General features: G+C 70.8%; 14 protein-coding genes. 12 read left to right on the plus strand and 2 right to left on the minus strand.

All coding sequences use genetic code 11. The features are described from left to right. Positions 1 to 502 precede the first annotated feature (502 nt). The 6 genes from ACZ5FU_RS16710 (at position 503) to ACZ5FU_RS16735 (ending at position 9915) form a co-directional block, all read left to right on the plus strand. Positions 503 to 1618 carry a DegT/DnrJ/EryC1/StrS family aminotransferase gene (locus tag ACZ5FU_RS16710; protein WP_451526748.1) on the plus strand — a complete coding sequence of 372 codons (1116 nt, stop codon included), beginning with the start codon at positions 503 to 505 and terminating at the stop codon, positions 1616 to 1618. A gap of 38 nt (positions 1619 to 1656) precedes the next feature. Next, on the plus strand, positions 1657 to 2631 hold the full coding sequence (locus ACZ5FU_RS16715; protein ID WP_451526756.1) for a Gfo/Idh/MocA family protein: 975 nt from the start codon (positions 1657 to 1659) through the stop codon (positions 2629 to 2631). A gap of 83 nt (positions 2632 to 2714) precedes the next feature. Next, positions 2715 to 5300: a glycosyltransferase family 4 protein gene (locus ACZ5FU_RS16720; protein ID WP_451526749.1), complete on the plus strand. Its 2586-nt coding sequence runs from the start codon at positions 2715 to 2717 to the stop codon at positions 5298 to 5300. A gap of 20 nt (positions 5301 to 5320) precedes the next feature. Next, entirely contained in the window at positions 5321 to 6904 is a 1584-nt protein-coding gene (locus tag ACZ5FU_RS16725; RefSeq protein WP_451526750.1) for a glycosyltransferase family 4 protein, read from the plus strand. Continuing rightward, entirely contained in the window at positions 6901 to 8595 is a 1695-nt protein-coding gene (locus ACZ5FU_RS16730; protein WP_451526751.1) for a glycosyltransferase family 2 protein, read from the plus strand. The genes ACZ5FU_RS16725 and ACZ5FU_RS16730 overlap by 4 nt, the downstream gene beginning before the upstream one ends. Positions 8596 to 8631: 36 nt before the next feature. Further along, positions 8632 to 9915, plus strand: a complete 1284-nt coding sequence (locus ACZ5FU_RS16735) for a nucleotide sugar dehydrogenase (protein ID WP_451526752.1) — start codon at positions 8632 to 8634, stop codon at positions 9913 to 9915. A gap of 89 nt (positions 9916 to 10004) precedes the next feature. Here the strand turns inward: ACZ5FU_RS16735 and ACZ5FU_RS16740 are convergent, their stop codons facing one another. Together ACZ5FU_RS16740 and ACZ5FU_RS16745 are read right to left on the minus strand one after the other, a co-directional pair. Then, positions 10005 to 11171: an acyltransferase family protein gene (locus ACZ5FU_RS16740; RefSeq protein WP_451528188.1), complete on the minus strand. Its 1167-nt coding sequence runs from the start codon at positions 11169 to 11171 to the stop codon at positions 10005 to 10007. Between the two features lie 121 nt (positions 11172 to 11292). Continuing rightward, the gene (locus ACZ5FU_RS16745; RefSeq protein WP_366057503.1) at positions 11293 to 11895 is read right to left on the minus strand and encodes an acyltransferase; all 603 of its coding nucleotides are present in this window, start codon (positions 11893 to 11895) and stop codon (positions 11293 to 11295) included. Between the two features lie 273 nt (positions 11896 to 12168). Between ACZ5FU_RS16745 and ACZ5FU_RS16750 the strand changes: the two genes are divergently transcribed. From ACZ5FU_RS16750 to rpmA, 6 genes are all read left to right on the plus strand, one after another. Beyond that, complete coding sequence (locus ACZ5FU_RS16750) at positions 12169 to 13671, plus strand: VCBS repeat-containing protein (RefSeq protein ID WP_451775769.1); 1503 nt, start codon at positions 12169 to 12171, stop codon at positions 13669 to 13671. Positions 13672 to 13923: 252 nt separating this feature from the next. Continuing rightward, entirely contained in the window at positions 13924 to 17592 is a 3669-nt protein-coding gene (locus ACZ5FU_RS16755) for a LamG domain-containing protein (RefSeq protein WP_468836154.1), read from the plus strand. Positions 17593 to 17737: 145 nt separating this feature from the next. Beyond that, positions 17738 to 24664 (plus strand): polymorphic toxin-type HINT domain-containing protein, encoded by a 6927-nt coding sequence (locus ACZ5FU_RS16760; RefSeq protein WP_468836151.1) that lies wholly within the window; start codon positions 17738 to 17740, stop codon positions 24662 to 24664. Between the two features lie 2 nt (positions 24665 to 24666). Further along, the gene (locus ACZ5FU_RS16765) at positions 24667 to 24900 is read left to right on the plus strand and encodes a hypothetical protein (RefSeq protein ID WP_468836146.1); all 234 of its coding nucleotides are present in this window, start codon (positions 24667 to 24669) and stop codon (positions 24898 to 24900) included. 218 nt (positions 24901 to 25118) lie between these two features. Then, a complete protein-coding gene (rplU, locus tag ACZ5FU_RS16770; protein ID WP_007381993.1) occupies positions 25119 to 25439 on the plus strand; it encodes a 50S ribosomal protein L21 in 321 nt (106 codons plus the stop codon). Positions 25440 to 25453: 14 nt separating this feature from the next. Next, positions 25454 to 25708 carry a 50S ribosomal protein L27 gene (gene rpmA, locus ACZ5FU_RS16775; protein ID WP_040253648.1) on the plus strand — a complete coding sequence of 85 codons (255 nt, stop codon included), beginning with the start codon at positions 25454 to 25456 and terminating at the stop codon, positions 25706 to 25708. The last annotated feature ends 115 nt before the right edge of the window (positions 25709 to 25823 follow it).

Genomic DNA, 25823 nt, shown 5'->3' on the forward strand with positions numbered 1-25823 from the left:
CCCCGCGCCCCCCCCCCCGCCCCCCCCCCCCCCCCCCCCCCCCCGCGCGGGCCGCGCCGCGCGGGGGCCGGGGCGCCGCGCCCGCCCCCCCCCCCCCCCCCCCCCCCCCCCCCCCCCGCCGCTCCGGTTGTGCCGCTTCGCCCGGCGTTCGCGTGCGGGTTAGCCTGTCTCTCACCTGTGATGAAGCGGACCTCAAGAACTGGTTTCTCTGTGGTAACCCTGGGGAAAATCGCCGTCTCCGTGCTGGTAACGTGAACCGTGGTCTCGGTGGCGACAGCCATGCCCGCCGTGACCGCAGCCGACCAGCACTTCCGGCCCTCCGGCTCGGATACGGCTGTATTCCCGCAAGGAACCCTCCGGGGGCGGGGTCCTGTGTACAAGCCGTTCGCCCGCCCACCGGCAGCGGTGAACACCCAGGGATGCGGCCGTGCTGATCTCGACGCGGCCCCTTCCCGACGAAGCACGACGCGCCCTTGAGGTCGCCGTAGAGGAGGGGATGTCGATGACCGACGCCCATGAGTTCATACCGGCCGCCAAGCCTGTGATCGGCGAGGAGGAGATCGAGGCCGCGGTCCGCGTGCTGCGCAGCGGCCTGGTCGTCCAGGGGCCCGAGGTGGCCGCCTTCGAGGAGGAGTTCTCGGAGCTGGTCGACGGGCGCCACTGCGTCGCCGTCAACTCCGGCACCTCGGCGCTGCACCTGGCGCTGCTGGCCCTCGGCATCGGTCCGGGCGACGAGGTCGTCGTCCCCTCGTTCTCGTTCGCCGCCTCCGCCAACGCGGTGCGTCTGGTCGGCGCGGACGTGGTCTTCGCCGACATCGAGGCCGACACCTTCTGCCTGGACCCGGCCGCCTTCGAGGCCGCGATCACCCCGCGCACCGCCGCCGTCATGCCCGTCCACCTCTACGGCCACCCCGCCGCGATGGACCGCATCACGGCGATCGCGCAGGCGCACGGGCTCGCCGTCGTCGAGGACGCCTGCCAGGCCCACGCGGCCGCGCTGCACGGCACGCCGGTCGGCGCGTTCGGTGCCGCGGGCACCTTCAGCTTCTACCCGACGAAGAACATGCACAGCCTCGAGGGCGGCATCATCTCCACGGGTGACGCGGAGACCGCGCGGACCCTGCGCCTGCTGCGCAACCAGGGCATGGAGAAGCGGTACGCCAACGAGATCGTCGGCGCCAACGTGCGGATGACGGACGTGTCCGCGGCGATCGGCCGCGTGCAGCGCGCCAAGCTCGGCGGCTGGACCGAGCAGCGCATCGCCAACGCCGCCTACCTCACCGAGCACATCACCGCGCCCAACGTGGTGACCCCGAAGGTCGCCGAGGGCGCCCGCCACGTGTACCACCAGTACACGGTGCGCATCCAGGGTGACCGTGAGGCCGCCATGGCCCAGCTGACCGAGGCCGGCATCGGCAACGCGGTGTACTACCCGACCCCGATCCACCGGCTCAAGCCGTACTGGGAGCCGGACCAGAAGGCGGGCCGCTCCTGGGACCTGCCGGAGACGGAGCGCGCGGCCGCCGAGGTCGTCTCGCTGCCCGTCCACCCCGCGCTGTCGGCGCAGGACCTGGAGCGCATCGTGACCGCCGTGAACGCGCTGGGAGAGCAGCTGTGACCAAGCGTCTGCGGGCCGGACTCGTCGGCCTCGGCTCGATGGGGCGTCACCACGCCCGTGTCCTGGCGGGCCTGGACGGCGTCGACTTCGTCGGCGTCGTCGACCCGATGGGCGACAAGTTCGGTGCCGCGCAGGGTGCGCCGGTCCTGAACACGGTCGAGGAGCTGATCGCGCTCGGCGTGGACTACGCGGTCGTGGCCTGCCCCACCCACCTGCACGAGGAGGTCGGTCTGGCGCTCGCCGGGGCCGGCGTCTGCGCGCTGATCGAGAAGCCGGTCGCCGACACCGTCGAGGGCGCCCGCCGGCTCGTCGAGGCCTTCGAGTCGCGCGGCCTGGTGGCCGGCGTGGGCCACATCGAGCGGTGCAACCCGGCACTGCGCTCGCTGCGCGCCCGCCTGGAGGCCGGCGAACTGGGCGACGTCTACCAGGTCGTCACCCGGCGCCAGGGCCCGTTCCCGCACCGCATCGCCGACGTCGGCGTGGTCAAGGACCTGGCCACGCACGACATCGACCTCACCGGCTGGGTGACGGGCCGCCAGTACGTGTCCATCGCCGCGCACACCGTCTCCAAGAGCGGCCGTGAGCACGAGGACATGGTCTCCGCGGTCGGCCGCCTGGACGACGGCACCATGGTCAACCACCTGGTCAACTGGCTGAGCCCGCTCAAGGAGCGGTTCACCTCGGTCACCGGTGAGCGCGGCTGCTTCATCGCCGACACCCTCACCGCCGACCTGACCTTCCACTCCAACGCGGCGGTGACCACCGAGTGGGAGGCCCTCCAGGCCTTCCGCGGTGTCTCCGAGGGCGACATGATCCGCTACGCCATCCCCAAGCGCGAGCCGCTCCAGGTGGAGCACGAGCTGTTCCGGGACGCGGTGCTCGGCGAGCCCGCCGACATCTGCACCCTGCGGCAGGGCATGCGTACCGTGGAGGTCGCGGCGGCGGTTCTCGCTTCGGCGACCAACGGCGGTACCGTCCTTATCGACCCGGTCGAGCACGTGGCCGCCCGGTAGCTTCCGGTGCGCGCCACTGCCACCCGCCGGCCCCCCCTGGAACAGGGGGGGCCGCGCTCCTGTACCCCCGGAGGAAGTACGTAATGGAATCCCCTGCCCGCAGGCCGAGGATCGCAGTGATCGTCGCCAACGGCATCACGGGTGACTCCCGTGTCCAGAAGACAGCCGTTGCCGCGGCCCGAGACGGCTGGGACGTGACGCTGATCGGCCGGAGCGACACCAAGCGTGTCCAGCGGTCGAAGATGGGGCCGATCGACGTCGTCCGGGTACCGGTGACTTCGGACTACCTGCGCGGTGTGAAGGTGCGCAGGGAGCGCTCCCTGCGGGCCGCTGCCACCCAGTTCCATCTTCCGGACCAGGCGGCTCTCAACCGTTACACCGCGGAGTACCGGGCCTGGGTCCGGCAGAAGTCGGCCGAGAGCAACTGGGCGAGCGCTCCGCGCCGTACGTCGATCAAGGCGGTGCTCCGGGCGCGCCGGTCGGTCCACCGGCTGCGGGTGCAGGCGTTCAAGTGGGAGCAGCGGCAGAAGTCCAAGGACGACCTGGCCCGGGACTGGCGGGTCGACTGGCCGCAGGTGGTCGACCTCGACCTCGCCTTCGGCCCGGTGATCGAGGAACTCGAGCCGGACGTCATCCACGCCAACGACGTGACGATGATCGCGACGGCCGCCCTCAGCGCCGCCCGGTTGCGTGCCCGGGGCCGCAGGTGCGCCTGGCTGTACGACGCGCACGAGTACATCAAAGGCGTGGAGTGGCCGAACCCCCGCCAGGCGTACGCGCTGCCCGCGGTGGAGGCCGAGTTCATCGGCCGGGCCGACGCCGTCGTCACCGTCTCCAGCCAGATGGCGGAGCTGCTGAAGAACGACCACGGGCTGGCGAAGGCGCCGCTGGTGGTCGGCAACGCGCCGGTCCGCGAGGTGATCGGGGCCGGCACGGCCGCCTCGTCGGTGCGCGCGGCCTGCGGCCTGGGCCCCGAGGTCCCGCTGATGGTCTACTCCGGCTGGATCGGTCCGGAGCGCGGCGTGGACGCCGTCATCGACGGTCTGCCCCGGCTGCCCGACTTCCACCTCGCCCTGGTGCACGGCCGGATGACGCCCCTTCTGGAACAACTCCTCGCGCAGGCCGAGGCGCTGGGCGTGCGCGACCGCATCCACCTGGTGCCGTACGTGCCGCAGCACGAGGTCGCCGACTACCTCTCCTCCGCCGACCTCGGCCTCACCCCCTTCCGGCGCGTCCCCAACTGCGAGGTGTCGCTGCCGACGAAGGTCTCCGAGTACCTGCAGGCCGGACTGCCGCTGGTCACCAGCGACGTCAAGGTCATCAAGGCGTACGTGGAGCAGCACGGCCTGGGCGAGGTGTGGACGTGGGACGACCCCGGGACGTTCGCCGAAGCCGCCGCACGGGCCATGCAGAACCGCGGCAAGCTCGCCGACGCGATCACCGAGGACGTCCTCACCGACCTGTCCTGGGAGGCGCAGAGCGGCAAGCTGCTGCAGCTGTACCGGGACCTGTCGAAGAAGACCCCGCCGGGCCCCCGGCCCGAGGTGTCCTGGACGGTCCAGGAGACCCCGGAGGCGGTGCGGACGGCGGACAACACCGGCGCCGACGGCAAGCCGCTGTGGCGCAAGCTCCGCGACACCCGGGTCCGCCTCGGTCTGGGCCCCGCCAACTACGCGGGCCAGGGCGCCGCGTTCGCGCAGGCCGTCACGCGCCTCAACCCGGACGTGTCGGCCGAGGTCGTCATGAACAAGCGGCCGGAGTCCTTCGACTACCCGGCCGACGTGTACGTGGACGCGGACCGGCTGCGCGACCTCGACGTGCAGGTCCAGCAGATGGAGCGGGTCATCGGCCGCTTCACCCACCTGCTGGTCGACGCCTTCATGCCGGTGTTCGGACACCTCAACGGCACCAGCATCGCCGGTGACCTGGACGCCCTGAAGCAGGCCAGGATCAAGGTGGCGCTGCTCGCCCACGGCAGCGAGATCCGCAACCCCGCCCACCACATGGCGCGCCACCCCTTCTCGCTGTTCCACGACGCCCCCGACGGCATCGCGAAGAAGCTCCAGGCCAAGGCCGAGGTGAACAAGCGGATCGCGACCGAGGCCGGACTGCCGCTCTACGTCACCACGCCCGACCTTTTGGAGGACCTCCCGACGGCGAAGTGGCTGCCGCTGGTCGTGGACGTCGACAAGTGGGCCACCGACCGCCCGGTCATGGAGCGCAAGCGGCCGCTGGTGCTGCACGCCCCGTCGAAGCGGTGGACCAAGGGAACCGACCGGATCATGCCGGTCCTCACCGAGCTGCACGACCGGGGCGTCATCGAGTTCCGGCTCGCCGAGGGCATCCCGTGGGCCGAGATGCGCGAGCTGGTGCAGAGCTGCGACCTGGTGCTCGACCAGTTCACCACCGGCAGCTACGGCACCTTCGCCGTGGAGGCCATGGCGGCCGGCAAGCCCGTCGTCGCCTACATCAGCGACAGCGTGAAACTCGCCACGGACGGCGCCCTGCCCATCGTCGGCGCCACCCCCGAAACCCTCCGCGAGGTCCTGGAGGGGCTCGTCGGCGACCCCGAGGGCACGGCCCGCATCGGCCGGGAGTCCCTCGAGTTCGCCCGCACCTACCACGACGGCACATGGACCGCCCAGGTCCTGAGCGATTTCCTGAAGTGACCGGTTCAGAAAGGCTGTTCATGGAAGCGCAGCGCACCGACGCGCCCCGCCCGACCAAGGGCCGGGTCGTCATGCTGGTCGACAACAAGGTCGACGGCGACTCGCGCGTGCAGAAGGCCGCGGAGTCCGCGGCGGCCGCCGGCTGGGACGTGGTGCTCCTCGGCCTCGTCCGCTCCGGCAACGGGCGTACCTGGAAGCTCGGCGACGCCGAGGTGCGGCTGCTGCCGCTGAAGACGCCGCTGGCCAAGCGGCACGCCGAGCGGCACCGCTCGCCGCTGCGCCGTCCGCTCGCCTACCCGCCGGGGCCGATGGCGGCCTACCGCCGGCAGTGGGCCAAGGCGTGGCGCGCGGACCTCGCCGCCCGCCGGGCCGCCCTGAAGGTGGCGCCGCAGGCCGTGGGCGGCCCGCTGTTCCGCCGGGTCGAGAAGCTGCGCCTCGTGGTGGCCGGACCGGTCTCCAGGTTCATGCAGAAGTGGATCGAGTTCCGGGCCCGCCAGAGCAGCCGGGCACAGACCGCGGGCCGTGCCCTGCGCGGGCCCCTGGACCGCGCCTTCACGGCCCTGTGGAAGGCGGCCAAGGGCAAGCGCGCCTGGCGTCGTCTGGAACCCGTGCTGTGGGACTACGAACTGACCTACGGCAAGGAGATCGACGCCCTCAAGCCCGATCTCATCCACGCCAACGACTTCCGGATGCTCGGGGTCGGCGCCCGCGCCGCGGTGCGGGCCCGTGCCGCCGGCCGGTCGGTCAAGCTGGTGTGGGACGCCCACGAGTTCCTGCCCGGGGTGCGCCCCTGGGAGGACAACGCGCACTGGATCCCGGGCAACACCGCGCACGAGAGCGAGTACGCCCCGTTCGCCGACGCCGTGGTCACCGTCTCCGAGGGCCTGGCCGACCTGCTGGTGGAGCGCCACGGCCTCCGGGAACAGCCGACCGTGGTCCTCAACGCCCCCGACCGGCCCGTCGAGCGGGACCCGCTGCTCGACGACGCCGAGCCGGAGCCGGACCTGCGCGCCCTGTGCGGCATCGGACCGGACGTCCCGCTGGTGGTCTACAGCGGCTCGCCCGGCCCGCAGCGCGGCCTCGGTGACATGGTGGAGGCCCTGCCGAAGCTGGACGGCGTCCACATGGCGTTCGTCGTCCCGGCGCCGGCCGCCGGCTACATACAGGGCCTGCTGCGCCGCGCGCAGGAACTCGGGGTGGGCGACCGGCTGCACGCCGTGCCGTACGTCAAGCACTGGCAGGTGGTCCGTTTCCTGGCCGCGGCGAACGTCGGCTGCATCCCGATCCACCACTGGCCCAACCACGAGATCGCCCTGATCACGAAGTTCTTCGAGTACTCGCACGCGCGGCTGCCGCTGGTGGTCAGCGACGTGAGGACCATGTCCGAGGTGACCCGGTCCACCGGGCAGGGCGAGGTCTGCCGGGCCGAGGACGTCGACGATCTCGCCCGCGCCATCAAGGCCGTACTGGCCGACCCCCGGAAGTACACGGCCGCCTACGACAAGCCCGGGCTGCTCGACACCTGGACGTGGGAGGCGCAGGCCGAGGTGCTGGACGGGCTCTACACCCGGCTGGTCGCCAGATCCTCGAAGGCGGGTTCATGAGCGGGGCCGTTCCCGACGTCACCGTCGTCGTCGCCGTCTACAACACGATGCCCTACCTGACGGAGTGCCTGAACTCCCTCGTCGGGCAGAGCATCGGCCGTGACCGGCTGGAGGTCGTCGCCGTCGACGACGGCTCCACCGACGACAGCGGCCGCGAACTCGACCGGTTCGCGGCGCTGTACCCGGACACCGTCAAGGTGATCCACCAGCCGAACTCCGGAGGCCCGGCGGCGCCCAGCAACAGGGCGCTGGAGGTGGCCACGGGCCGTTACGTGTACTTCATAGGCTCCGACGACTACCTCGGCGAGGAAGCCCTGGAGCGCATGGTGAAGTGCGCCGACCGCAACGGCTCGGACGTCGTGGTCGGCAAGATGGTCGGCACCAACGGCCGGTACGTCCATCAGGCGCTGTACAAGGAGAACGACCCGGACGTCAGCCTGTACGACTCCGCGCTGCCGTTCACCCTCGCCAACACCAAGCTGTTCCGCCGGGAGCTCGTCGAGAAGCACAAGCTGCGCTTCCCGGAGCACCTGCCCGTGGGCAGCGACCAGCCGTTCACCATCGAGGCGTGCGTGCGCGCCCGGAAGATCTCGGTGGTCGCCGACTACATCTGCTACTTCGCGGTCAAGCGCGGCGACGCCAGCAACATCACCTACCGCGCCGACCACCTGGCGCGGCTGCGGGCCGCCGCGGAGATCGTGGACTTCACCGCCGGGCTCATCGAGGCCGGGCCGAAGCGTGACGCCGTCCTGCGCCGGCACTTCACCTGGGAGCTGGCCAAGCTCGTCCAGGACGACTTCCCGGCCCTCGACCGCGAGCTGCAGCGCCGGCTCTGCGCGGGCATCGCGCGGCTCGCCGACACCTACTTCACCGACGGCATCCGCGACGCCATGGACGTCAAGCGCCGGGTGCGCATCGCCCTGGCCCACGCGGGGGCGGTCGACGCGCTGTCCGAGGCGATCAGCGCCGAGCAGGAGCACGGGGCACCGCCGTTCGTCGTCGAGGACGGCCGTGCCTACGCCCGCTACCCCGGCTTCCGCGACCCGCTCCTCGGGCTCCCCGACCGTGTCTACGAGCTGATCGACGAGTCGGTCCCGGGCCGCCTGGCCCAGGGCACCGAGCTGCTCGCCTCCGACTGGGAGCAGCAGGGCGACCAGCTCGCCTACACGGCGTCCGTGCGGGTACCCGTGGTCGGGCAGGCGGACGGCGCGGGAGCGGTGCTGCGGCTCGCCAGGGGCGCCATGCCCAAGTCGGCCGACAAACCGGGCGCGCGCCGTCTCAAGGCGGATCACGCGCTGCCGGCGCCGGTCGGCGAGATGCGGGTGGAGACGGCCCCGGACGGCGCGGCCACCGTGCTGCACGCCCGGGTGCCGCTGGAGTACGTCACCGCCAGGAGGGGCGTCCGGGTGTACCTGGACCTCGCCGGCCGGACGTACGAGATCCCGGTGCGCGGTGCGGGGCTGCCGATGCCCCTCGCCCGGCGATGGGGCCGGGACGCCGATCCGTACCGGGCGTCCGCCATCGTGAACGACAAGGGGCGTGTGGTCATCGACACGGCCCAGCTGTACCCCCCGAAGAGGACTTTGGTGCGGCGGGCGCTCGGGCGTCTGGCGCGGAAGGTGAAGTCCCGCTCCGTCGGCTCGAAGTCGAACGGTTCCAAGAAGTCGAAGTCGAAGTCGAACGGTTCCTGAAGCCGAACGGGTTCCAGAAGGAAGTAGCCACCGTCCATGAACATCTGTGTAGTAGCGCTCGGCAAGATCGGGCTTCCGCTGGCCGTGCAGTTCGCGTCCAAGGGGCACCGGGTCATCGGCGCGGACGTCAACGAGAAGGTCGTCGAGCTGGTCAACGCCGGCGTCGAGCCCTTCCCGGGTGAGCACGACCTCGACGTCAAGCTGAAGCAGGCCGTCGACGCCGGGCTGCTGAGCGCGACGACGGACACCGCGTCCGCGGTCGCCGAGAGCGACGCCGTCGTCGTGGTCGTGCCGCTGTTCGTCGACGCCGAGGGCGTGCCGGACTTCGGCTGGATGGACTCGGCGACCAAGGCCATCGCCCAGGGCATGAAGCCGGGAACGCTCGTCTCGTACGAGACCACGCTGCCGGTCGGCACCACGCGCACCCGCTGGGCGCCGATGCTGGCGGAGGGCTCCGGCCTGACCCCGGGGGAGGACTTCCACCTGGTGTTCTCCCCGGAGCGGGTCCTGACCGGCCGGGTCTTCGCGGACCTGCGCCGCTACCCGAAGCTGGTCGGCGGCATAGACGAGGCGTCGACGGCCCGCGGTGTGGAGTTCTACGAGCAGGTCCTCGACTTCGACGAGCGCGCCGACCTGCCGCGGGCCAACGGCGTGTGGGACCTGGGCACCGTGGAGGCCTCCGAGCTCGCCAAGCTCGCCGAGACCACCTACCGGGACGTCAACATCGGCCTGGCGAACCAGTTCGCGCGCTTCGCCGACAGCAACGGCATCGACGTCAAGAAGGTCATCGAGGCCTGCAACTCGCAGCCCTACAGCCACATCCACCAGCCCGGCATCGCCGTCGGCGGCCACTGCATCCCGATCTACCCGCGGATGTACCTGTGGAACGACCCGGCGGCGACCGTCGTGCGTTCCGCGCGCGAGGCGAACGCGGCGATGCCGGAGTACGCCGTGGACCTGCTGGCCGCCGCCCACGGCGACCTGACCGGGGTGAACGTGCTCGTGCTGGGCGCCGCCTACCGCGGTGGCGTCAAGGAGACCGCGTTCTCGGGCGTCTTCCCGACCGTGGAGGCGCTGAAGGCGCGCGGCGCGGTCCCGTTCGTCTCGGACCCGATGTACACGGCCGAGGAGCTGGCGGCGCACGGTCTCCCCCCGCACGCGGGCGAGAAGGTCACGGCCGCGATCCTGCAGGCCGACCACGCCGAGTACCGCTCCCTGACCCCGGCCGACCTGCCGGACGTCACGGTCCTGGTCGACGGCCGCCGCACGACCGACCCGGAGGCCTGGAAGGGCGTCCGGCGGGTCGTCATCGGCGGCTGACCCGTCCGGACGGACCTGTCCGTCCGGCCCCCTCGACGACGAAGGGCCTGACGCCACCAGCGGGTGGCGTCAGGCCCTTCGTCGTCGGATCAGCCGCGGGCCGCCGCCGTGTGCCGGCCGGACTCCTTGGCCAGACGGTTGCGCAGCCACCGCTGGGAGGGTTTCTCCACGAACCGGTGGACGAGCCAGGCCAGCACGACCAGTACGGCCGTGGTGGTGGCCAGGGTGGCCCACGCGCCCAGGTGGCCGCCGCCGTACAGCTTGCGGATCATGGCCCAGCCCAGCTCCTCGTGGAGCAGGTAGAGCGGGTACACCAGGGCGCCGGCCGTGGTCAGCCACTTCCACTCGAGCCGGTCGAACTTGTGCAGCGCGACGGCGAGGACGATCAGGTAGAAGACGGTGACCAGGGCGAGGGCGACGTACGGCGAGCGGTCCATGCCCTGCTCGTCGCGCACGTGGTCGGCGTGCTGGACGAGGTCGCCCTGCATCACCAGCCAGCCCGCGGCGAGCAGGCCCCACAGCTTGAGGTCGGGCCCGAACCGGTACATCAGGTACATCGCGATGCCGGAGACGAACAGCGCGGTGTTCAGCGGCTGGGCGAAGATGCCGACCAGGGGGATCTGCTCCTTCTGCACCAGGACGCTCGCGAGCAGCCACAGCCAGCAGAAGACGGAGACCCGGACGTAGTCCACCCCCTTCCAGAGCACCACCAGGAAGATCAGGTAGAAGGTGAGTTCCACCCACAGCGTCCAGTAGGCGCCGACCAGGTGCCGGGCCGAGAGCGGCGCCTGGACCATGGTGAGGTTGGTCAGCGACTCGCTGAAGCTCGGCGCCTTGCGTTCGCCGTCGGGCAGTCCGCGCCAGACGAGGACGGCGACGACGACCGAGAACCAGTAGGCGGGGAAGAGGCGCAGGAAGCGGGCCTGGACGAACTGTCCCGGGGTGCGGCCCCAGGCGGACAGGCAGATCACGAAGCCGCTGATGATGAAGAACAGCTGGACGCCGTACGAGCCGTAGGAGGTGTACGGGAAGATCGACGGGAACAGCGCCTTCGGGTTGATGCCCCAGTTGGCCTCGGTGGCCGCGTCCACGCCGGTGAAGTGGAAGAGCAGCACGGAGAGCGCCGCTATGACGCGCAGCGCGTCCAGCGCGTAGAGCCGCGGGGCCCGTGCGGGCGCGGGTGGCGCGGGCTCGGGCGCGTCCCCGGTGCCGGCCGCGTCCTGCGGTGCCGGGACCTTGACGTCGGTCTGAGACATGTGTCGTCCTCGTTGTGTGTCCTGGGCGCCCCCTCGCGTGGTCCGGGCGCCGTCACGGGCTGGAGGACCGAGCGGCCCGGGGTGCCCCGGGCCGGTTCCCACCCTCCTGGTGCTGTCCGGCTCACTCCGACTCGGTGAGCGTCCCCTCGGCCGTCTCCCGGTACAGGCGGCCCGACTTCGGGCACTCCCACACGCCGGGCCGGTCCTCGCGCGGGACCAGCCGGACGCCCTCGTGGCCGACCCAGCCGATGCGGCGGGCGGGGACGCCGACGACCAGGGCGAAGTCGGGGACGTCCTTGGTGACGACGGCACCGGCCGCGACCATGGCCCAGCGGCCGATCTCGATCGGGGCGACGCACACCGACCGGGCGCCGATGGAGGCGCCGTCGGCGATCTTCACGCCGACGGCCTCCCAGTCGCCGCCGCGCTTCTGCTTGCCCTCGGGGTCCACGGAACGGGGGTTGTGGTCGTTGGTGAGGACCACGGCGGGGCCGATGAAGACGCCGTCGCCCAGCTCGGCCGGTTCGTAGACGAGCGCGTAGTTCTGGAGCTTGCAGTTGTCGCCCATGCGCACGCCCGTGCCCACGTAGGCGCCGCGGCCGATCACGCAGCCCTCGCCGAGGCGGGCGCCCTCGCGGACCTGTGCCAGGTCCCAGACGCTGCTGCCGGCGCCGATCTCGGCGGTGTCGTCGACCTGAGCGCTGGGCTGGACCCTGTAGTTCACTTCGATGCCTTCCGGTGTCTGACTTCCGGGCGAGCATACGGGGAGCGGCCCGTCCCCCGCAGGGACGGTCCGCAGCGGTCCCCGCGCGGGCCGGAAGCGGTGAAGCCGGTGTGTGTTTCCTGTGATTCTTGTCATGTCCTGGTGCTCAAGTGATCTCTTGCACGGGGACGTCACCCGTGGCGATGATCCGGTGACGTTTTTTAGTTCCTCTTTATCTGCGGGGGCAGGGCTGTGTTACACGCAGGCAGGACATGGCGGCACAGCGCTGCCGCGGTGGTGACGGGAGCACTGCTGGCCTGGGGTCTCGGCGCCGGCGGCACGCCGGCCGCCGCCGCGGTCGCGTGCCCGTCCGGGGTCGACTCGGACTTCAACGGCGACGGCATCCGGGACACGGCGATCGCCGACCCGGAGGCGACCGACGCCGGCGTGCCGAAGGCGGGCGCGGTGCACATCGTCTACGGCGGCGGCAAGGGCACGCTGACGCTGGATCAGACGCTGGAGAGCATTCCCGGCGTGCCCGAGGCCGGTGACCGGTACGGCTACGCGCTGGCCGTCTACGACGCCGACCTCGACGGCTGCAGCGACCTCGCCGTCGGCATCCCGTACGAGGACATCGGCACGGCGGCCGACTCCGGTTCCGTGCACGTGATCTACGGCTCCACCAACGGGCTCAACGGCGGCACCAAGCCCGTCAAGGAGTTCTACCAGGGCACCGACAAGCCGCTCGGCGGCGGTGCCGAGGCCGACGACTGGGTCGGTTACGCGGTCGCCGCCGGGAAGACCTCGGCAGGCCAGCCGTACCTGCTGATCGGCTCCCCGGGCGAGTCCATCGGCACCATCGAGGACGCCGGCGGCTTCTACTACGTCGGCGGCACCGCGCAGACGGTCACCCTCACCCACCAGGACACCGAGAACGGCGGCGCCGTGGCCGGCGTGGCGGAGCAGGACGACCGTTTCGGGTCCTCCCTCGCCGCGACCCCCACCCACTTCGCGGTCGGCACCCCCGGCGAGGCGATCGGCACCACGCCGTTCGCCGGCGGCGTGGCCTACTTCAACCACACGCTCACCTCCGGCTACCCCAAGCCGCTCGGCGGACTCGCCCAGGACCAGGACGTGATCAGCGGCGCCGAGGAGGCCGGCGACCAGTTCGGCGACGCGCTCGCCATGGTCCCCTACCGGGCCTCCGGCGCCACCTCCACCACCGAGTCGCTGCTCGTGGTCGGCGTTCCGGGCGAGGACCTGTCGACCACCGTGGACGCGGGCGCCGTCCAGGTGTTCAAGCTCGCCGCCAACGGCACGTTCACCCAGACCGCCTGGATCGACCAGAACACCGCCGACGTGGACCAGGACGCCGAGGCCGGCGACTTCTTCGGCAAGCGGCTCGCCGCCGTCAACACCTCGCCGAACGCCATCTCCACGGCCACCACCACCCGCCTCGCCATCGGCGTGCCGGGGGAGGAGTCGTCCGAGGAGCACATGGAGAAGGGCGGCGTCCAGATCGTCCCGCTGGTCGGCGCGGCCGGCGCCTCCGACCAGTGGATCGACCCCGGCTACGGCGTTCCGGGCGTCCCCGCCCCGCGCCAGCTCGCCGGCCTCTCGCTGGCCGCCACCCCCTCGCTGCTCTACGTCGGCATGCCCTACGGCCCCGTCGAGGCCCGCGCGGTCCACGGCTTCCCGTGGAACGTGGCCTCCGGCGGCGCGCCGACGGTGACGATCAAGCCCGGTGAGGGCGGCCTGCCCGCGACCGGCGTGGCGTTCGGGGCGACCGTCCGCTGACGACGTCCGCGCGGCGGCCGTTCCGGAACCGGCCGGCCGTCGCGCCACCACCCCCACCCCACCCCGACGGCCGCGCACGGCCTCCCGTGCGAACGGGCCGACGCACACACCGGGGCCCGGCGAGGGCGGCATCCCCTCCTCGCACGGCGACGCTCCGGTGACGGCCCGCGGATCGCGGGCCCGGTGTGCCGGACCCGTGCCCGTGGCCCCTCGACTTCCCAGACAGACATGAACCGACGGGAGAGTGGACGCGTGTCCGCAGCAGGACCCAGACCGATACGGCGCGGCCCCGTGCTGCGCGCCGCCGTCGCGGCGGCCGTCGCCGGCGCCGTGGTGGCCGGCGCCGGGGCGCTCCCCGACGGCGGCGGACCGGACCGGGGCCCCGCCCCCGTCGCGGCCGACCAGCCGCTGGTCACCGAGCAGCAGGCGATGGCCTCCGCGAAGGACAGCGGCAAGCGGGCCGAGGTCGTCGGGATGCGCACCGAGCGCAGGGAGATCTTCGCCGAGCCCGACGGCACCTTCACCGCCCGCGAGTACACCGAGCCCGTCCGCACCGTCCAGGGCGGCAAGTGGGTCTCCGTCGACCCGACGCTCGTCCGGCGCGCCGACGGCACCTGGGGGCCGAAGGCCGCCACCGTCGACCTGGCCTTCTCCGCCGGACAGCCGGGCGAGCCCTTCGTCACGATGCGGCGCGCCGGCCGCGAGTTCGCCCTGACCTGGCCGTACGGCAAGCTGCCCGCGCCCAGCGTCGACGGCGACACCGCCACCTACGCCGAGGTGCTGCCCGGCGTCGACCTGACGGTGCGGGCGGAGCCGGACGGCTTCGGCCACCTGATCGTCGTCAAGACGCCCGAGGCCGCGGCCGACGCCCGGCTGGCCCGGCTCGACCTCGGCATGACCACCGACGGCCTCAAGGTCACCGAGGACGCGGAGGGCGCCGTCCTCGCGAAGGACGCCGTTGTCGGCGGCACCGTCTTCCAGGCCGGGAAGCCGGCCATGTGGGACTCGGCGGCGGTCAAGGAGACGGCTGCCAGGAAGCAGGGACCCAAGGCGGTCGCCAGGGCGCTGAAGTCGGCGGCGGCGGGAGCCGAGGCGACCGCTTCGGCAGCCTCCACCGCTCCTGCGACTCCCTCCGCCGCCCCCGGACCGCAGGCGGCCCCCGAGCCCGCCCTCGAAGGCCCCGGCGGCGGCGGCCGCGTGGCCCCGCTGGGCGTCGAGGTCGGCAAGGACAAGCTGAGCCTGGTCCCCGACCAGAAGCTCCTCAAGGGCGCGGACACCGTCTTCCCCGTGGTCATCGACCCGATCCAGCGCACCACCTCGCGCACCTCCTGGACCGGCGTCATGTCCGGGATGCCCGGTGAGCAGGACTGGAAGTACTCGGGCAGCGCGGGCGTCGGCAAGTGCCCCACCGACTACAACCCGGTCTCCTGCAACGGGGTCGGCACCCGGCGCGTCATGTTCACGATGCCGCTGTCCTTCTACAAGGGGAAGCAGATCCTGGGCGCGACCTTCTCCGCCCGCGTCGAGCACATCTACAGCGCCTCCCCGACCGCCGAGCCCATCCAGCTCTACCGGATCGGCGGCGCCAACTACAGCCTCAGCTCGTCGAGCAGCTGGTCCAACACCTCGGACGACTGGGACGACCACCTCCAGACCGTCGACAAGGCGATCTCCCCGACCTCCTGCTCCAGCCAGGCCAACCTGCACTTCGAGAGCGGTGCGACCGGCGAGCTGACCACCGAGGTCAAGACGGCCGCCGCGGGCGGCTGGAACGCGATGACGCTGGGCCTGCGCGCGGCCGACGAGTCCCGCTTCGCGGAGTGGAAGCGGATCTGCGGCAACGCCTACCTGTCGATCAAGTACAACAACCTGCCCCGGCAGATCAAGACCTCGGACATGTCCTCGGACCCGGGCGGGGTGTGCAAGTGGGGCGCGAGCCGTCCCACCACCGACGTGCCGCCGAAGCTCCAGGCCATCGCGAGCGACCCCGACCACGGCAACGGCCAGACCGACAAGGTGAAGGTCCAGTTCAAGGTGGAGTGGGGCGGGACCACCCCCGGCTCCTACACGTACACCACCCCCGACTGGCTCTCCCCGACGACCAGCACCAAGTTCGTGCACACCGTCAAGTCGACGATCCCGCAGAACACCCCCGTCTACTGGAGCGCCCGGGCGCACGACGGTGACGGCTATGGCCCGTGGAGTTCGGACGGCGACCCCGCGCAGCGCTGCGAGTTCACCTACGACAAGACCTGGCCGGGCAAGCCGCTCGTGCTGTCCAAGCAGTACCCGTCCGACACCGTCTACCACGACGGCGTGGGCACCTACGGCACCTTCACCTTCTCGCCGAACCCGAACGACTCCATCCCGGACAACGACGTCGTCAAGTACCAGTACTCCTTCAACGGCGCGGCGATGACCACCCTCACCCCGGCCTCGCCGGGCGGCGCGGTCTCCCTCCAGTGGATGCCCACCCGGTCCGGACGCCAGGTGCTGGAGGTGGTCGCCATCGACAAGGCGGCGCACGCCAGCAGCACGCCGTACGACTTCCTGGTGAGCGAGGGCAAGCCGGTCGTCGCCCAGTGGAACCTCGCCGACCAGGCCGGTGACACCGAGGCGCACGACGAGAGCGGCCAGTTCTCGGCGACCTCCGGCACCGCCGTCGCCTTCGGCGCGGACGGCCCCGGCGGCAAGGTCGACAAGGCGGCCCGCTTCGACGGCGGCGCCGAGTCCTACCTCGACGCCGGCGAGACCGTGCTGGACACCGCCAAGAGCTTCAGCGTCAGCGCCTGGGTGCGGCCCACCGCCCTGGACAAGGACATGACGGTCGTCAGCCAGGACGGCACCGGCGAGCCCGGCTTCACCCTCGGCTACGACGCCGCCGCGAAGACCTGGAAGTTCTCCGTCCCGGTCAACGACGTGGACTCGCTCGGCGAGTGGAAGGCCGTCTCCACCGGCATCACCGTCGTCAAGGACCAGTGGGTCCTGCTGACCGGCGTGTACGACGCGCAGAAGAGCGGCGGCCCGCAGCTCCAGCTCTACGTCAACAAGGACCTGAAGGGCTCGGCCGTCCGGCGCTCCACCTGGAAGTCGTACGGCCCGCTGCAGATCGGCCGGTCGACGGCCAAGAGCGGCTACCGCGACCACTTCACCGGTGACCTAGCCGAGATCCGCGTCTTCGACCGCGTCCTGCCGGCCGCCCAGGTCGCCGAACTGATGACGATCATGCCGGTGCGCAAGGGCTACTGGCAGCTGGACCAGGCCGTCGACGGCTCGGTGGCCGAGACCGGCGGCGGCCAGGCGCTCACCCTCGCGGGCAACGCCTCCGTCTACCGCCCGGCCGACCCGCTGTTCGACACCGCCGCCCTGGTCGGCGACGGCAACCTCGTCCTGGACGGCGACGGCGACTACGCGTCCACCGCCACCGCCCCGGTCACCGGCACCAGCAGCTTCACCGTGACCGCCCGCGCCCAGCTCACCTCGCTGGACCCGGAGAAGTCGCAGACGGTGCTGTCGCTGCCGGGCGCCAACGCCAACCGCGTCCAGGTCCGCTACCAGGCGACCACCGGGCAGTGGGAGCTGGCCGTGGCGAAGACCGACGTGGCCGCCCCCGCGGTCGTCACCTTCACCGACGACCAGGAACTCCCCGACACCGGTGGCTCCGGCCAGCACCTGGCGGTCGTCTACGACGCCTTCGCCAACGCGATCCGCCTGTACGTCGAGGGCCAGCTCGTCGCCGGCGCCTACGGCACGGACAACACCCTGTGGTCCGCCACCGGCGGTCTCCAGGTGGGCCGTTCGCTGCGCGGGGCGAGCGAGTACTTCGCCGGCGCGATCGACGAGGTGCGGGTCTACAGCGGCGCGGCCGACCCGGTCGCGGTGCAGCAGATGGCCGCGCTGACGGCCGTGACCGACATGTGACGAACCGTCACGACTGAGGTGTGCCGGGCCCCCCAAGGCCCGGCACACCTGTCCTGCACACCCTTTCCTCTCCCTTTTCCTTCTCCCGTTCCTCCGATCAGGAAGTTGGCAGATGTTCTTCCGTGGCCGCTCACTGAGCCGCCGCATGCCCAGACAGGCGCTGGTCGCGACAGTGATGGGGCTCTCCCTCGCGCTGTCCGCCACGTCGGTCCAGGCAGTGGTGCTCGACGACGGCGACCGGGGCCGCACCAGCCGCCCCGGCGTCCAGGACGACGGGGATCCCGCCGAGGGATCCGACGCCAAGGCGAAAAAACGTCCCTCCGACCCGGCGCGCAAGGCCGCGGTCAAGGGTCTCGACAAGGCGGTGTGGCCGAAGCAGGGCGGCGCCGAGATGGCCGTCGGCGCGGCCGCCGCGACCGAGGCCGGCGGGCTGCCGGTCAAGGTCGGCAGGACGAAGACGCAGGCGCAGGCCAAGACGGCGGCGACGGCGGCCGACAAGGTCCGTGTCGACGTCCTCGACCCGAAGCGGGCCGGACAGCTGGGCGCCGGTGTCCTGCTGGGCGTCGAGCGTGCCGACGGCGCGGACAAGGCGGCCAAGGTCCGCCTGACCGTCGACTACTCGGAGTTCGCCGAGGGCTTCGGCGGCTCCTACGGCTCCCGCCTCCAGCTCGTGCAGCTTCCTTCCTGCGCCACGGTCGCCGTGCCCGGCAGCAAGGAGTGCCCGGAGCAGCCCAAGGCGCTGCCCACGGTCAACGACGTGGAGGCGGGCACCGTCTCCGCCGACGTGACCGCCGCTCCCGCCCCGGCCGAGGGCGTGTCCACGATGGCGGGGACCGCGACCTCCCTCGTCGCCGTCGCGGCCGGCCCGTCCGGCGCCCAGGGCACCTACAAGGCCACGGCCCTCGCGCCGTCATCGAGCTGGAGCGTCTCCACCTCCTCCGGCGCGTTCAGCTGGAACTATCCCTTCCGGTCGGTGCCCACCCCGGGCGGCCTGACGCCGACCGTCGGCCTCGGCTACTCCTCCCAGTCGGCGGACGGCCGTACCTCGGCCACCAACAACCAGGGCTCGTGGATCGGCGAGGGCTTCTCCTACGACCCCGGCTACATCGAGCGCCGCTACAAGCCGTGCGCCGACGACGGCCACGACAGCTCCGCCGAGCAGTGCTGGGCGTTCGAGAACGCCACGGTCATGCTCAACGGCTCCGCCGGCGAGCTGGTCAAGGACGACACCACCGGCAAGTGGCACATGTCGTCCGACGACGGCAGCAAGGTCGAGAAGCTGACCGGTGCCACCAACGGCGACAACGACGGCGAGTACTGGCGCATCACCACCTCGGACGGCACCGAGTACTACTTCGGCCAGAACCGCCTGCCGGGCTGGGCCACGGGCAACGAGGAGACCAACTCCACCTGGACCGCGCCGGTCTTCGGCGACGACTCCGGCGAGCCCTGCTACAACGCCACCTTCACCAGCGCGCACTGCCAGCAGGCCTGGCGCTGGAGCCTGGACTACGTCAAGGACACCCACGGCAACGTGATGTCCTACTTCTACGACCGCGAGACCAACTACTACGCGCTCAACGGCAAGACGGACGTCAACGGCACCGCGTACCACCGCGGCGGCTGGCTCAAGCGCATCGACTACGGTCAGCAGGACGGCAAGGTCTACGCGGCCAAGGCCCCGGCGCGGATCGTCTTCAACACCGCCGAACGCTGTCTGCCCACCGCCGACTTCGACTGCGCGGAGAGCAAGCGGACCAAGGCGAACGCCGCCAAGTGGCCCGACGTCCCGGTCGACCAGGAGTGCAAGGCGAGCACGAAGTGCACCTCGCCCTTCCAGACCTTCTTCACCACCAAGCGGCTGACCTCGGTCGTCACCCAGATGCGCAAGGACGCCACGGGCTACGACGACGTGGACGCCTGGACGCTGACGCACCTGTTCACCGACAACGGTGACGACTCCAAGACGCTGTGGCTGTCGAAGATCGAGCACGAGGGTCGCGCCGGCACGGCGATCAAGCTGCCCTCCGTCGACCTGTTCGGCGAGCAGCTCGCCAACCGCGTCGACGCGATCGGCGACAACATCGCGCCGTTCCACCGCTTCCGGCTCTCGATGGTCCTCAGCGAGACCGGCGCCCAGCTCGACGTGAACTACGCTCCCGCCGACTGCACCAAGGCCACGCTGCCCAAGCCGGGCGAGTCCACCAAGCGCTGCTACCCCGTGAAGTGGGCCCCGCCGGGTTACCTGGAGCCGATCACCGACTGGTTCCACAAGTACGTCGTCTCCGCGGTCGTCGAGACCGACCGCACCGGCGGCAGCGACGGCATGGTCACCCGCTACGACTACCAGGGCGACGCGGCCTGGCGGAAGGCGAAGCCGGACGGCATCACCGACGCCAAGTACCTCACCTGGGGCGGCTGGCAGGGCTACGGCAAGGTCAAGGTCACCTCCGGCACCGCCGACGTGCAGAAGACCCGCGTCGACTACACGTTCATGCAGGGCATGGACGGCGACAAGGACGCCTCCGGCAACGCCCGCTCGGTGACGGTGAAGGACTCCACGGGAGCGTCGTACACCGACGACGAGGAGTTCACGGGCCACCAGCTGGAGGTCGCCACGTACGACGGCGCCAAGCTGATCTCCAAGTCGGTCCAGACCCCCTGGAAGCACTACACGGCCACCCAGACCCAGAGCTGGGGCACCACCCGTGCGGTGATCGTGCGCTCCCAGACCGGCCGCGGCTTCAACCTCCAGTCCGACGGCACCTGGCTGGAGACGAAGTCCACCACGACGTACGACACGTCCAACGGCACCGGCCGGGTGCTGGCGGTCGACGACCAGGGCGACGTCTCCACGGCCAAGGACGACACCTGCACCCGCACCACGTACGCGGACAACACGGCGAAGAACATCCTGTCGCTGCCCGCGCGCAGCGAGTCGGTGTCCGTGAGGTGCGCGACCACGCCCGACCGCAAGACGCAGGTCCTGGCCGACGAGCGCACCTCGTACGACAACCTCGCGTTCGGCGCGGCACCCACCAAGGGTGACGCCACCAAGACCGAGCGGATGACGTCGCACAACGGCACCACGGCGACGTACCAGGTCACCGGCACCACGACCTACGACGCCTTCGGCCGCCCGCTGACGCAGAAGGACGCCGAGCAGCAGGGCACGACGGAACAGACGAAGACCGTCTACGCCGAGACCAACGGCCTGCTGACGAAGACCACCGTCACCAACGCCGCCGGTCACGTCACCATCACCGACTACAGCCCCGCCTGGGGCATGTCCAAGGGCCAGACCGACCCGAACGGCAAGCGGACGGACCTCGCGTACGACGCGCTGGGCCGGCTGACCTCCGTCTGGCTGGCGGACCGGGTGTCGACGCAGACCCCGAGCATCAAGTACTCCTACGACGTCCGCAAGGACAAGGTCACCTCGATCAAGACCGAGAAGATCGAGAACGACGGCAGCTACGGCGCCGAGTACCAGCTCTACGACGCCTTCCTCAGGCCCCGCCAGATCCAGACCGAGGGCCCGGACGGCACCCGCATGGTCGCCGACACCTGGTACGACGGCACGGGCAACGTCAGGAAGACCAACGCCACCTACAACGCGGCCGGTGCCGCCGCCGACGAGCTGCTGCTCGTCGCCAACGGCCAGGTCGGCCAGCAGAGCCTGATGGAGTACGACGGTCTGGGCCGCCCGACGGCGCAGATCCTCGCTGTCGGAGGGGGCGAGCAGTGGCGCACCACGACCACCTACAACGGTGAGCTGACCAGCGTCGACCCGCCGGTCGGCGGCGTGCCCACCACGACGATCACCGACGGCCAGGGCAACGTCTCCGAGATCCGCCACTACCGCGGCGCCTCACCGGCCGCCGGTGTGCCGTACGACTCGACGAAGTACACGTACACCGCCCTGGGCCAGCTGGAGACCGTCACCGACGCCAAGGGCAACGTGTGGCGGTACGAGTACGACCAGCTGGGCCGCAAAACCAAGTCGGTCGACCCGGACGCGGGCACCTCGCGCGTGGAGTACGACGAGCTGGACCGTCCGGTCGCCACGTACGACGGCCGGAACAAGAAGACGTCCACGGTCTACGACGGTCTCGGCCGCGTCCTGACCACCTGGCAGGGCGACGCCAACACGGGCACCAAGCTCACGGAGACCCGGTACGACAAGGCGGGCTGGCTGGGCCAGGCGTACGGCTTCCTGAACTACACCTCGGCCACGGAGTACTTCGCCACGGCGATCCAGTCGATGGACGAGTTCTACCGCCCGCTGAAGACCGCCTACCAGGTCCCCGCCTCACAGGGCGACCTGGCCGGCACTTACGTCTACACGTCCACCTACAACCGTGACGGAACCCTTCAGAGCACCGGCATGCCGGCCATCGGTGACCTGCCGGCCGAGGCGCTGACCTACACGTACGACAGCCTGCAGCGTCCGACGACCATGACGGGCACCACCTCGTACGTCACCAACACCGTCTACTCCGGCAACAGCCTCCTCCAACAGCTGGAGCTGAACACCGGCAGCGGAAAGAAGGTCTGGCAGACCTTCAACTACGAGAAGGGCACCGACCGGCTCACCCGCTCGATCGTCGACGTCTACGGCGCGACCGCGCCGGCCAAGGACTCCCGGTACTCCTACGACCAGGCCGGCAACGTCCTGTCCATCGCGGACACCGCGAACTCCGCCTCGCCGGACACGCAGTGCTTCGCCTACGACGACCGCCAACGGCTGAAGGACGCCTGGACGCCGACGGCCACCGCGACGACCGCGGCCGGCATGGGCACCCGTGGTTCCACCACTCCGGTGGACGGCTCCGGCCCGACGGCCTGTGACTCCGCCGCCGGTACGAGCGCCCTCGGTGGGCCGGCCCCGTACTGGAAGTCGTACGAGACCGACGCCGTCGGCAACCGCGTCTCGGAGACCGTCCACGACACCGGGCTCGACGCCGCGAAGAACATCACCCGCAGCTACGAGTACGGCACCGCCGGCACGCTGGGCGACGGGCCGCACCAGGTCACCAAGATCACAGAGAAGACCCCGACCGGTGACCGGCAGTCGACGTACGAGTACGACGACGCGGGCAACACCACCAAGCGCACCATCGGCGGCAACGCGCAGTCCCTGCTCTGGACCGACCAGGGCAAGCTGGGCGAGGCCACCGAGGCGAACAGCTCGAAGACCAGCTACCTCTACGACGGCTCCGGCAACCGCCTGGTGCGCAAGGACCCGTCGGGGACGACGGTCTACCTGCCCGGCACCGAGCTGAAGCTGTCGGCGGACGGCACCAAGAAGGAAGCCACCCGCTACTACGAGTACGCCGGCCAGACGGTCGCCGTACGCACGGCGGCCAAGGTGTCCTTCGTCGCCTCCGACCACCACGGCACGGGCGAGGTGGCGATCGACGCCGCGACCGGCGCGATCAGCCAGCGCCGCTTCGACCCCTTCGGTGTCGACCGCGGCGAGAAGACCGGCGTCTGGCCCGGGGAGAAGGGCTACGTCGGAGGCACGATCGACGCCTCCACCGGCCTGACCCACCTGGGCGCACGTGAGTACGACGCGGTGATCGGCAAGTTCATCTCGGTCGACCCGATCATCGACTACACCCAGCCGCAGCAGATCAACGGCTACGCGTACGCCAACAACTCCCCGGTCACGCACGCCGACCCCAGCGGCATGATCATCCCGGAGTGCCGGGAGGGTCTGATCGAGTGCCGCGGCGGCCAGCCGTACTTCCCGAAGACCAACGAGGAAAAGGCGCAGTCGGACTACGACAAGGCGTCCTGGAACGTCACGCAGGCCCAGGGACAGCAGTCCGCGGCCAAGCAGCGCATCAAGTCCGCGGGCAAGGCGCTGGTCAAGATCGCACGCGACATCCTCGGTGTCGACGCGGCCCTGGACTGCATCTCCAGCGGTGACGTCGGAGCATGCGGCGAGACCCTGCTCAACATCGCCGGCAGCTTCGCGGGCGGCCTCGCGGGCAAGATCCTCGCCAAGTACGGCGCGCCGTGGAACTGGGCCAAGGGCCTCAAACTCGCCAAGCGGGTCACCGGCCTGGTCGGGGATCTGATCGGCGGCGCCAAGGACCTGTGGAAGGCCAACAAGGCGGTGGGCAAGGCCCAGGCCGGGCTCGCCAAGGCCGGGGACAAGCTCAAGGCCGCCAAGAAGAAGGCGGCCGAGGCCCTCAAGAAACGGAAGAAGAACGAGGAGGGCGGCTCCTGCCCGGTCAAGGGCAAGCACAGCTTCCTGCCGGGCACGAAGGTGCTGCTCGCGGGCGGCAAGGTCAAGCCGATCGAGAAGGTGAGGCTCGGCGACAAGATCATCGTCACCGACCCCGCCGCCGGGGGCACGACGGTCCGTGAGGTCGTCGGCACGATCGTCACCGAGGACGACAAGCACTTCGTCGACCTGACGATCAAGGGGGCCTCGGGCGATCCCGAGACCCTGGTCTCCACCACGACCCACCCCTTCTGGTCGGACTCCGAGCAGGCGTGGATCGAGGCCGGCGACCTGAAGCCGGGCATGCGCCTGCACACGGCGAACGGCGGGGCGGTCGAGCTCACGGCGATCCGCGCCTTCGACCAGCGCCGGCGCACGCACGACCTGACGGTCGAGGACGTCCACACCTATTACGTGAGGGCGGGCAGCACGTCACTTCTCGTCCACAACTGCGGGGAGGCCGATGACGACCTCCTGGACTTCGCCGACGAGGCGCTGAGCATCGACTCGTCGATTCGTCCGAACGTTGCCACCAAGGCGACGTCGGCGGACGGGAAGCACACGGTCTACTCCTACGCGCAAGACTCGCGAACCGGCGGCATGCCGGAGAAGACCGCCAGAGCGGTGGCCCAGTCAGGGCACCACGGTGGCTGTGGTGAGGTCGGCTGCGCCGTTCAACTGGAGAACTTCCAGGCACTGGAAGGCGCAACGTTTCAGTCGGTGAAAATCGGGGGAGGCGCGAGAGGCAATGCCTTTCCCCTGGATGAACACGGCGAGTTGCTGGGCCCTTGCCCCGCCTGTACTCGCTTCCTCCCGCTGATCGGAGGCAAGGGATAGCGATGAGCATCCCGGACGAGCTTCGAAGCGCTCTGCGTGACTTTCGCGCGGTACGTTCTCAAAAGCCGCTCAAGTCCGCTGAGGTGGCAGAGTTCGTCGACTGGCACGAGAGGATGGCGGTCGCCTTGCAGTCCCTCGCGGGACACCTGATCCATGAGACGGACCGGGTGCAGGCGAGGGACGCCGCCGCCAGGCATCGGGAGGAAGCGGCTCGGTTCCGACGCCCGCCGATCTGATCCGCACCTCACCGAGCGGGATGGTCACGGGGCCCGGTTTGACCCCTCAAGCCGGGCCCCGTAATCTTGACCGTCGGCGTGTCGATCGGCACGCCACATCCCCGTAAACCTCTTCCTTCCGGACGCCGGTCTCCGGTGGCCGGGAGAGGTCGCCCGTGTTTCCCGCCCGGGCGGCTGGCCTGCGGGGGTGCCGTTCTCCGAGCGAAAGAGAGACCCGCGTGTACGCCATCGTGCGCAGCGGTGGTCGCCAGCACAAGGTTGCTGTCGGCGACATCGTTGAGGTTGACAAGATTTCCACCGCCAAGGTTGGCGACACGGTCGAGCTCTCGACCCTGCTCGTTGTCGACGGCGACGCTGTGACCAGCGACCCGTGGGTGCTGGCCGGCATCAAGGTCCAGGCCGAGGTCGTGGACCACCACAAGGGCGTCAAGATCGACATCCTTCGCTACAAGAACAAGACCGGTTACCGCCGTCGTCAGGGCCACCGCCAGCAGTACACGGCGATCAAGGTCACTGAGATCCCCGCGGCTGCGAAGTAAGGGACTGAGGAGACATGGCACACAAGAAGGGCGCATCGTCCACCCGGAACGGTCGCGACTCCAATGCCCAGCGGCTCGGCGTGAAGCGCTTCGGCGGTCAGGTCGTCAACGCGGGTGAGATCCTGGTCCGCCAGCGCGGCACCCACTTCCACCCCGGCTCCGGCGTCGGCCGCGGCGGCGACGACACGCTGTTCGCGCTCCAGCCCGGTGCGGTGGAGTTCGGTACCTTCCGCGGCCGCAAGGTCGTGAACATCGTTCCGGTCGCCTGACCTCAGGCTTTCCGGGAACGCTTCGCGAGGCGGACCTCACTTCCCTTCCGGGAAGGCGGGTCCGCCTTTCGCGTGTTAGCACAGGTAACACCCGTACATCACGTACATCACTGGA

This window comes from Streptomyces sp. NPDC031554, assembly GCF_055580685.1.

Bases quoted from the DNA above. Each gene is read 5' to 3' on its own strand.
- ACZ5FU_RS16715 (WP_451526756.1), top strand. From the start codon at position 1,657: ATGGGGCGTCACCACGCCCGTGTCCTGGCGGGCCTGGACGGCGTCGAC.
- ACZ5FU_RS16720 (WP_451526749.1), top strand. From the start codon at position 2,715: ATGGAATCCCCTGCCCGCAGGCCGAGGATCGCAGTGATCGTCGCCAAC.
- ACZ5FU_RS16765 (WP_468836146.1), top strand. From the start codon at position 24,667: ATGAGCATCCCGGACGAGCTTCGAAGCGCTCTGCGTGACTTTCGCGCG.
- ACZ5FU_RS16710 (WP_451526748.1), top strand. From the start codon at position 503: ATGACCGACGCCCATGAGTTCATACCGGCCGCCAAGCCTGTGATCGGC.
- ACZ5FU_RS16735 (WP_451526752.1), top strand. From the start codon at position 8,632: ATGAACATCTGTGTAGTAGCGCTCGGCAAGATCGGGCTTCCGCTGGCC.
- ACZ5FU_RS16730 (WP_451526751.1), top strand. From the start codon at position 6,901: ATGAGCGGGGCCGTTCCCGACGTCACCGTCGTCGTCGCCGTCTACAAC.
- ACZ5FU_RS16760 (WP_468836151.1), top strand. From the start codon at position 17,738: ATGCCCAGACAGGCGCTGGTCGCGACAGTGATGGGGCTCTCCCTCGCG.
- ACZ5FU_RS16740 (WP_451528188.1), bottom strand. From the start codon at position 11,171: ATGTCTCAGACCGACGTCAAGGTCCCGGCACCGCAGGACGCGGCCGGC.
- ACZ5FU_RS16725 (WP_451526750.1), top strand. From the start codon at position 5,321: ATGGAAGCGCAGCGCACCGACGCGCCCCGCCCGACCAAGGGCCGGGTC.
- rpmA (WP_040253648.1), top strand. From the start codon at position 25,454: ATGGCACACAAGAAGGGCGCATCGTCCACCCGGAACGGTCGCGACTCC.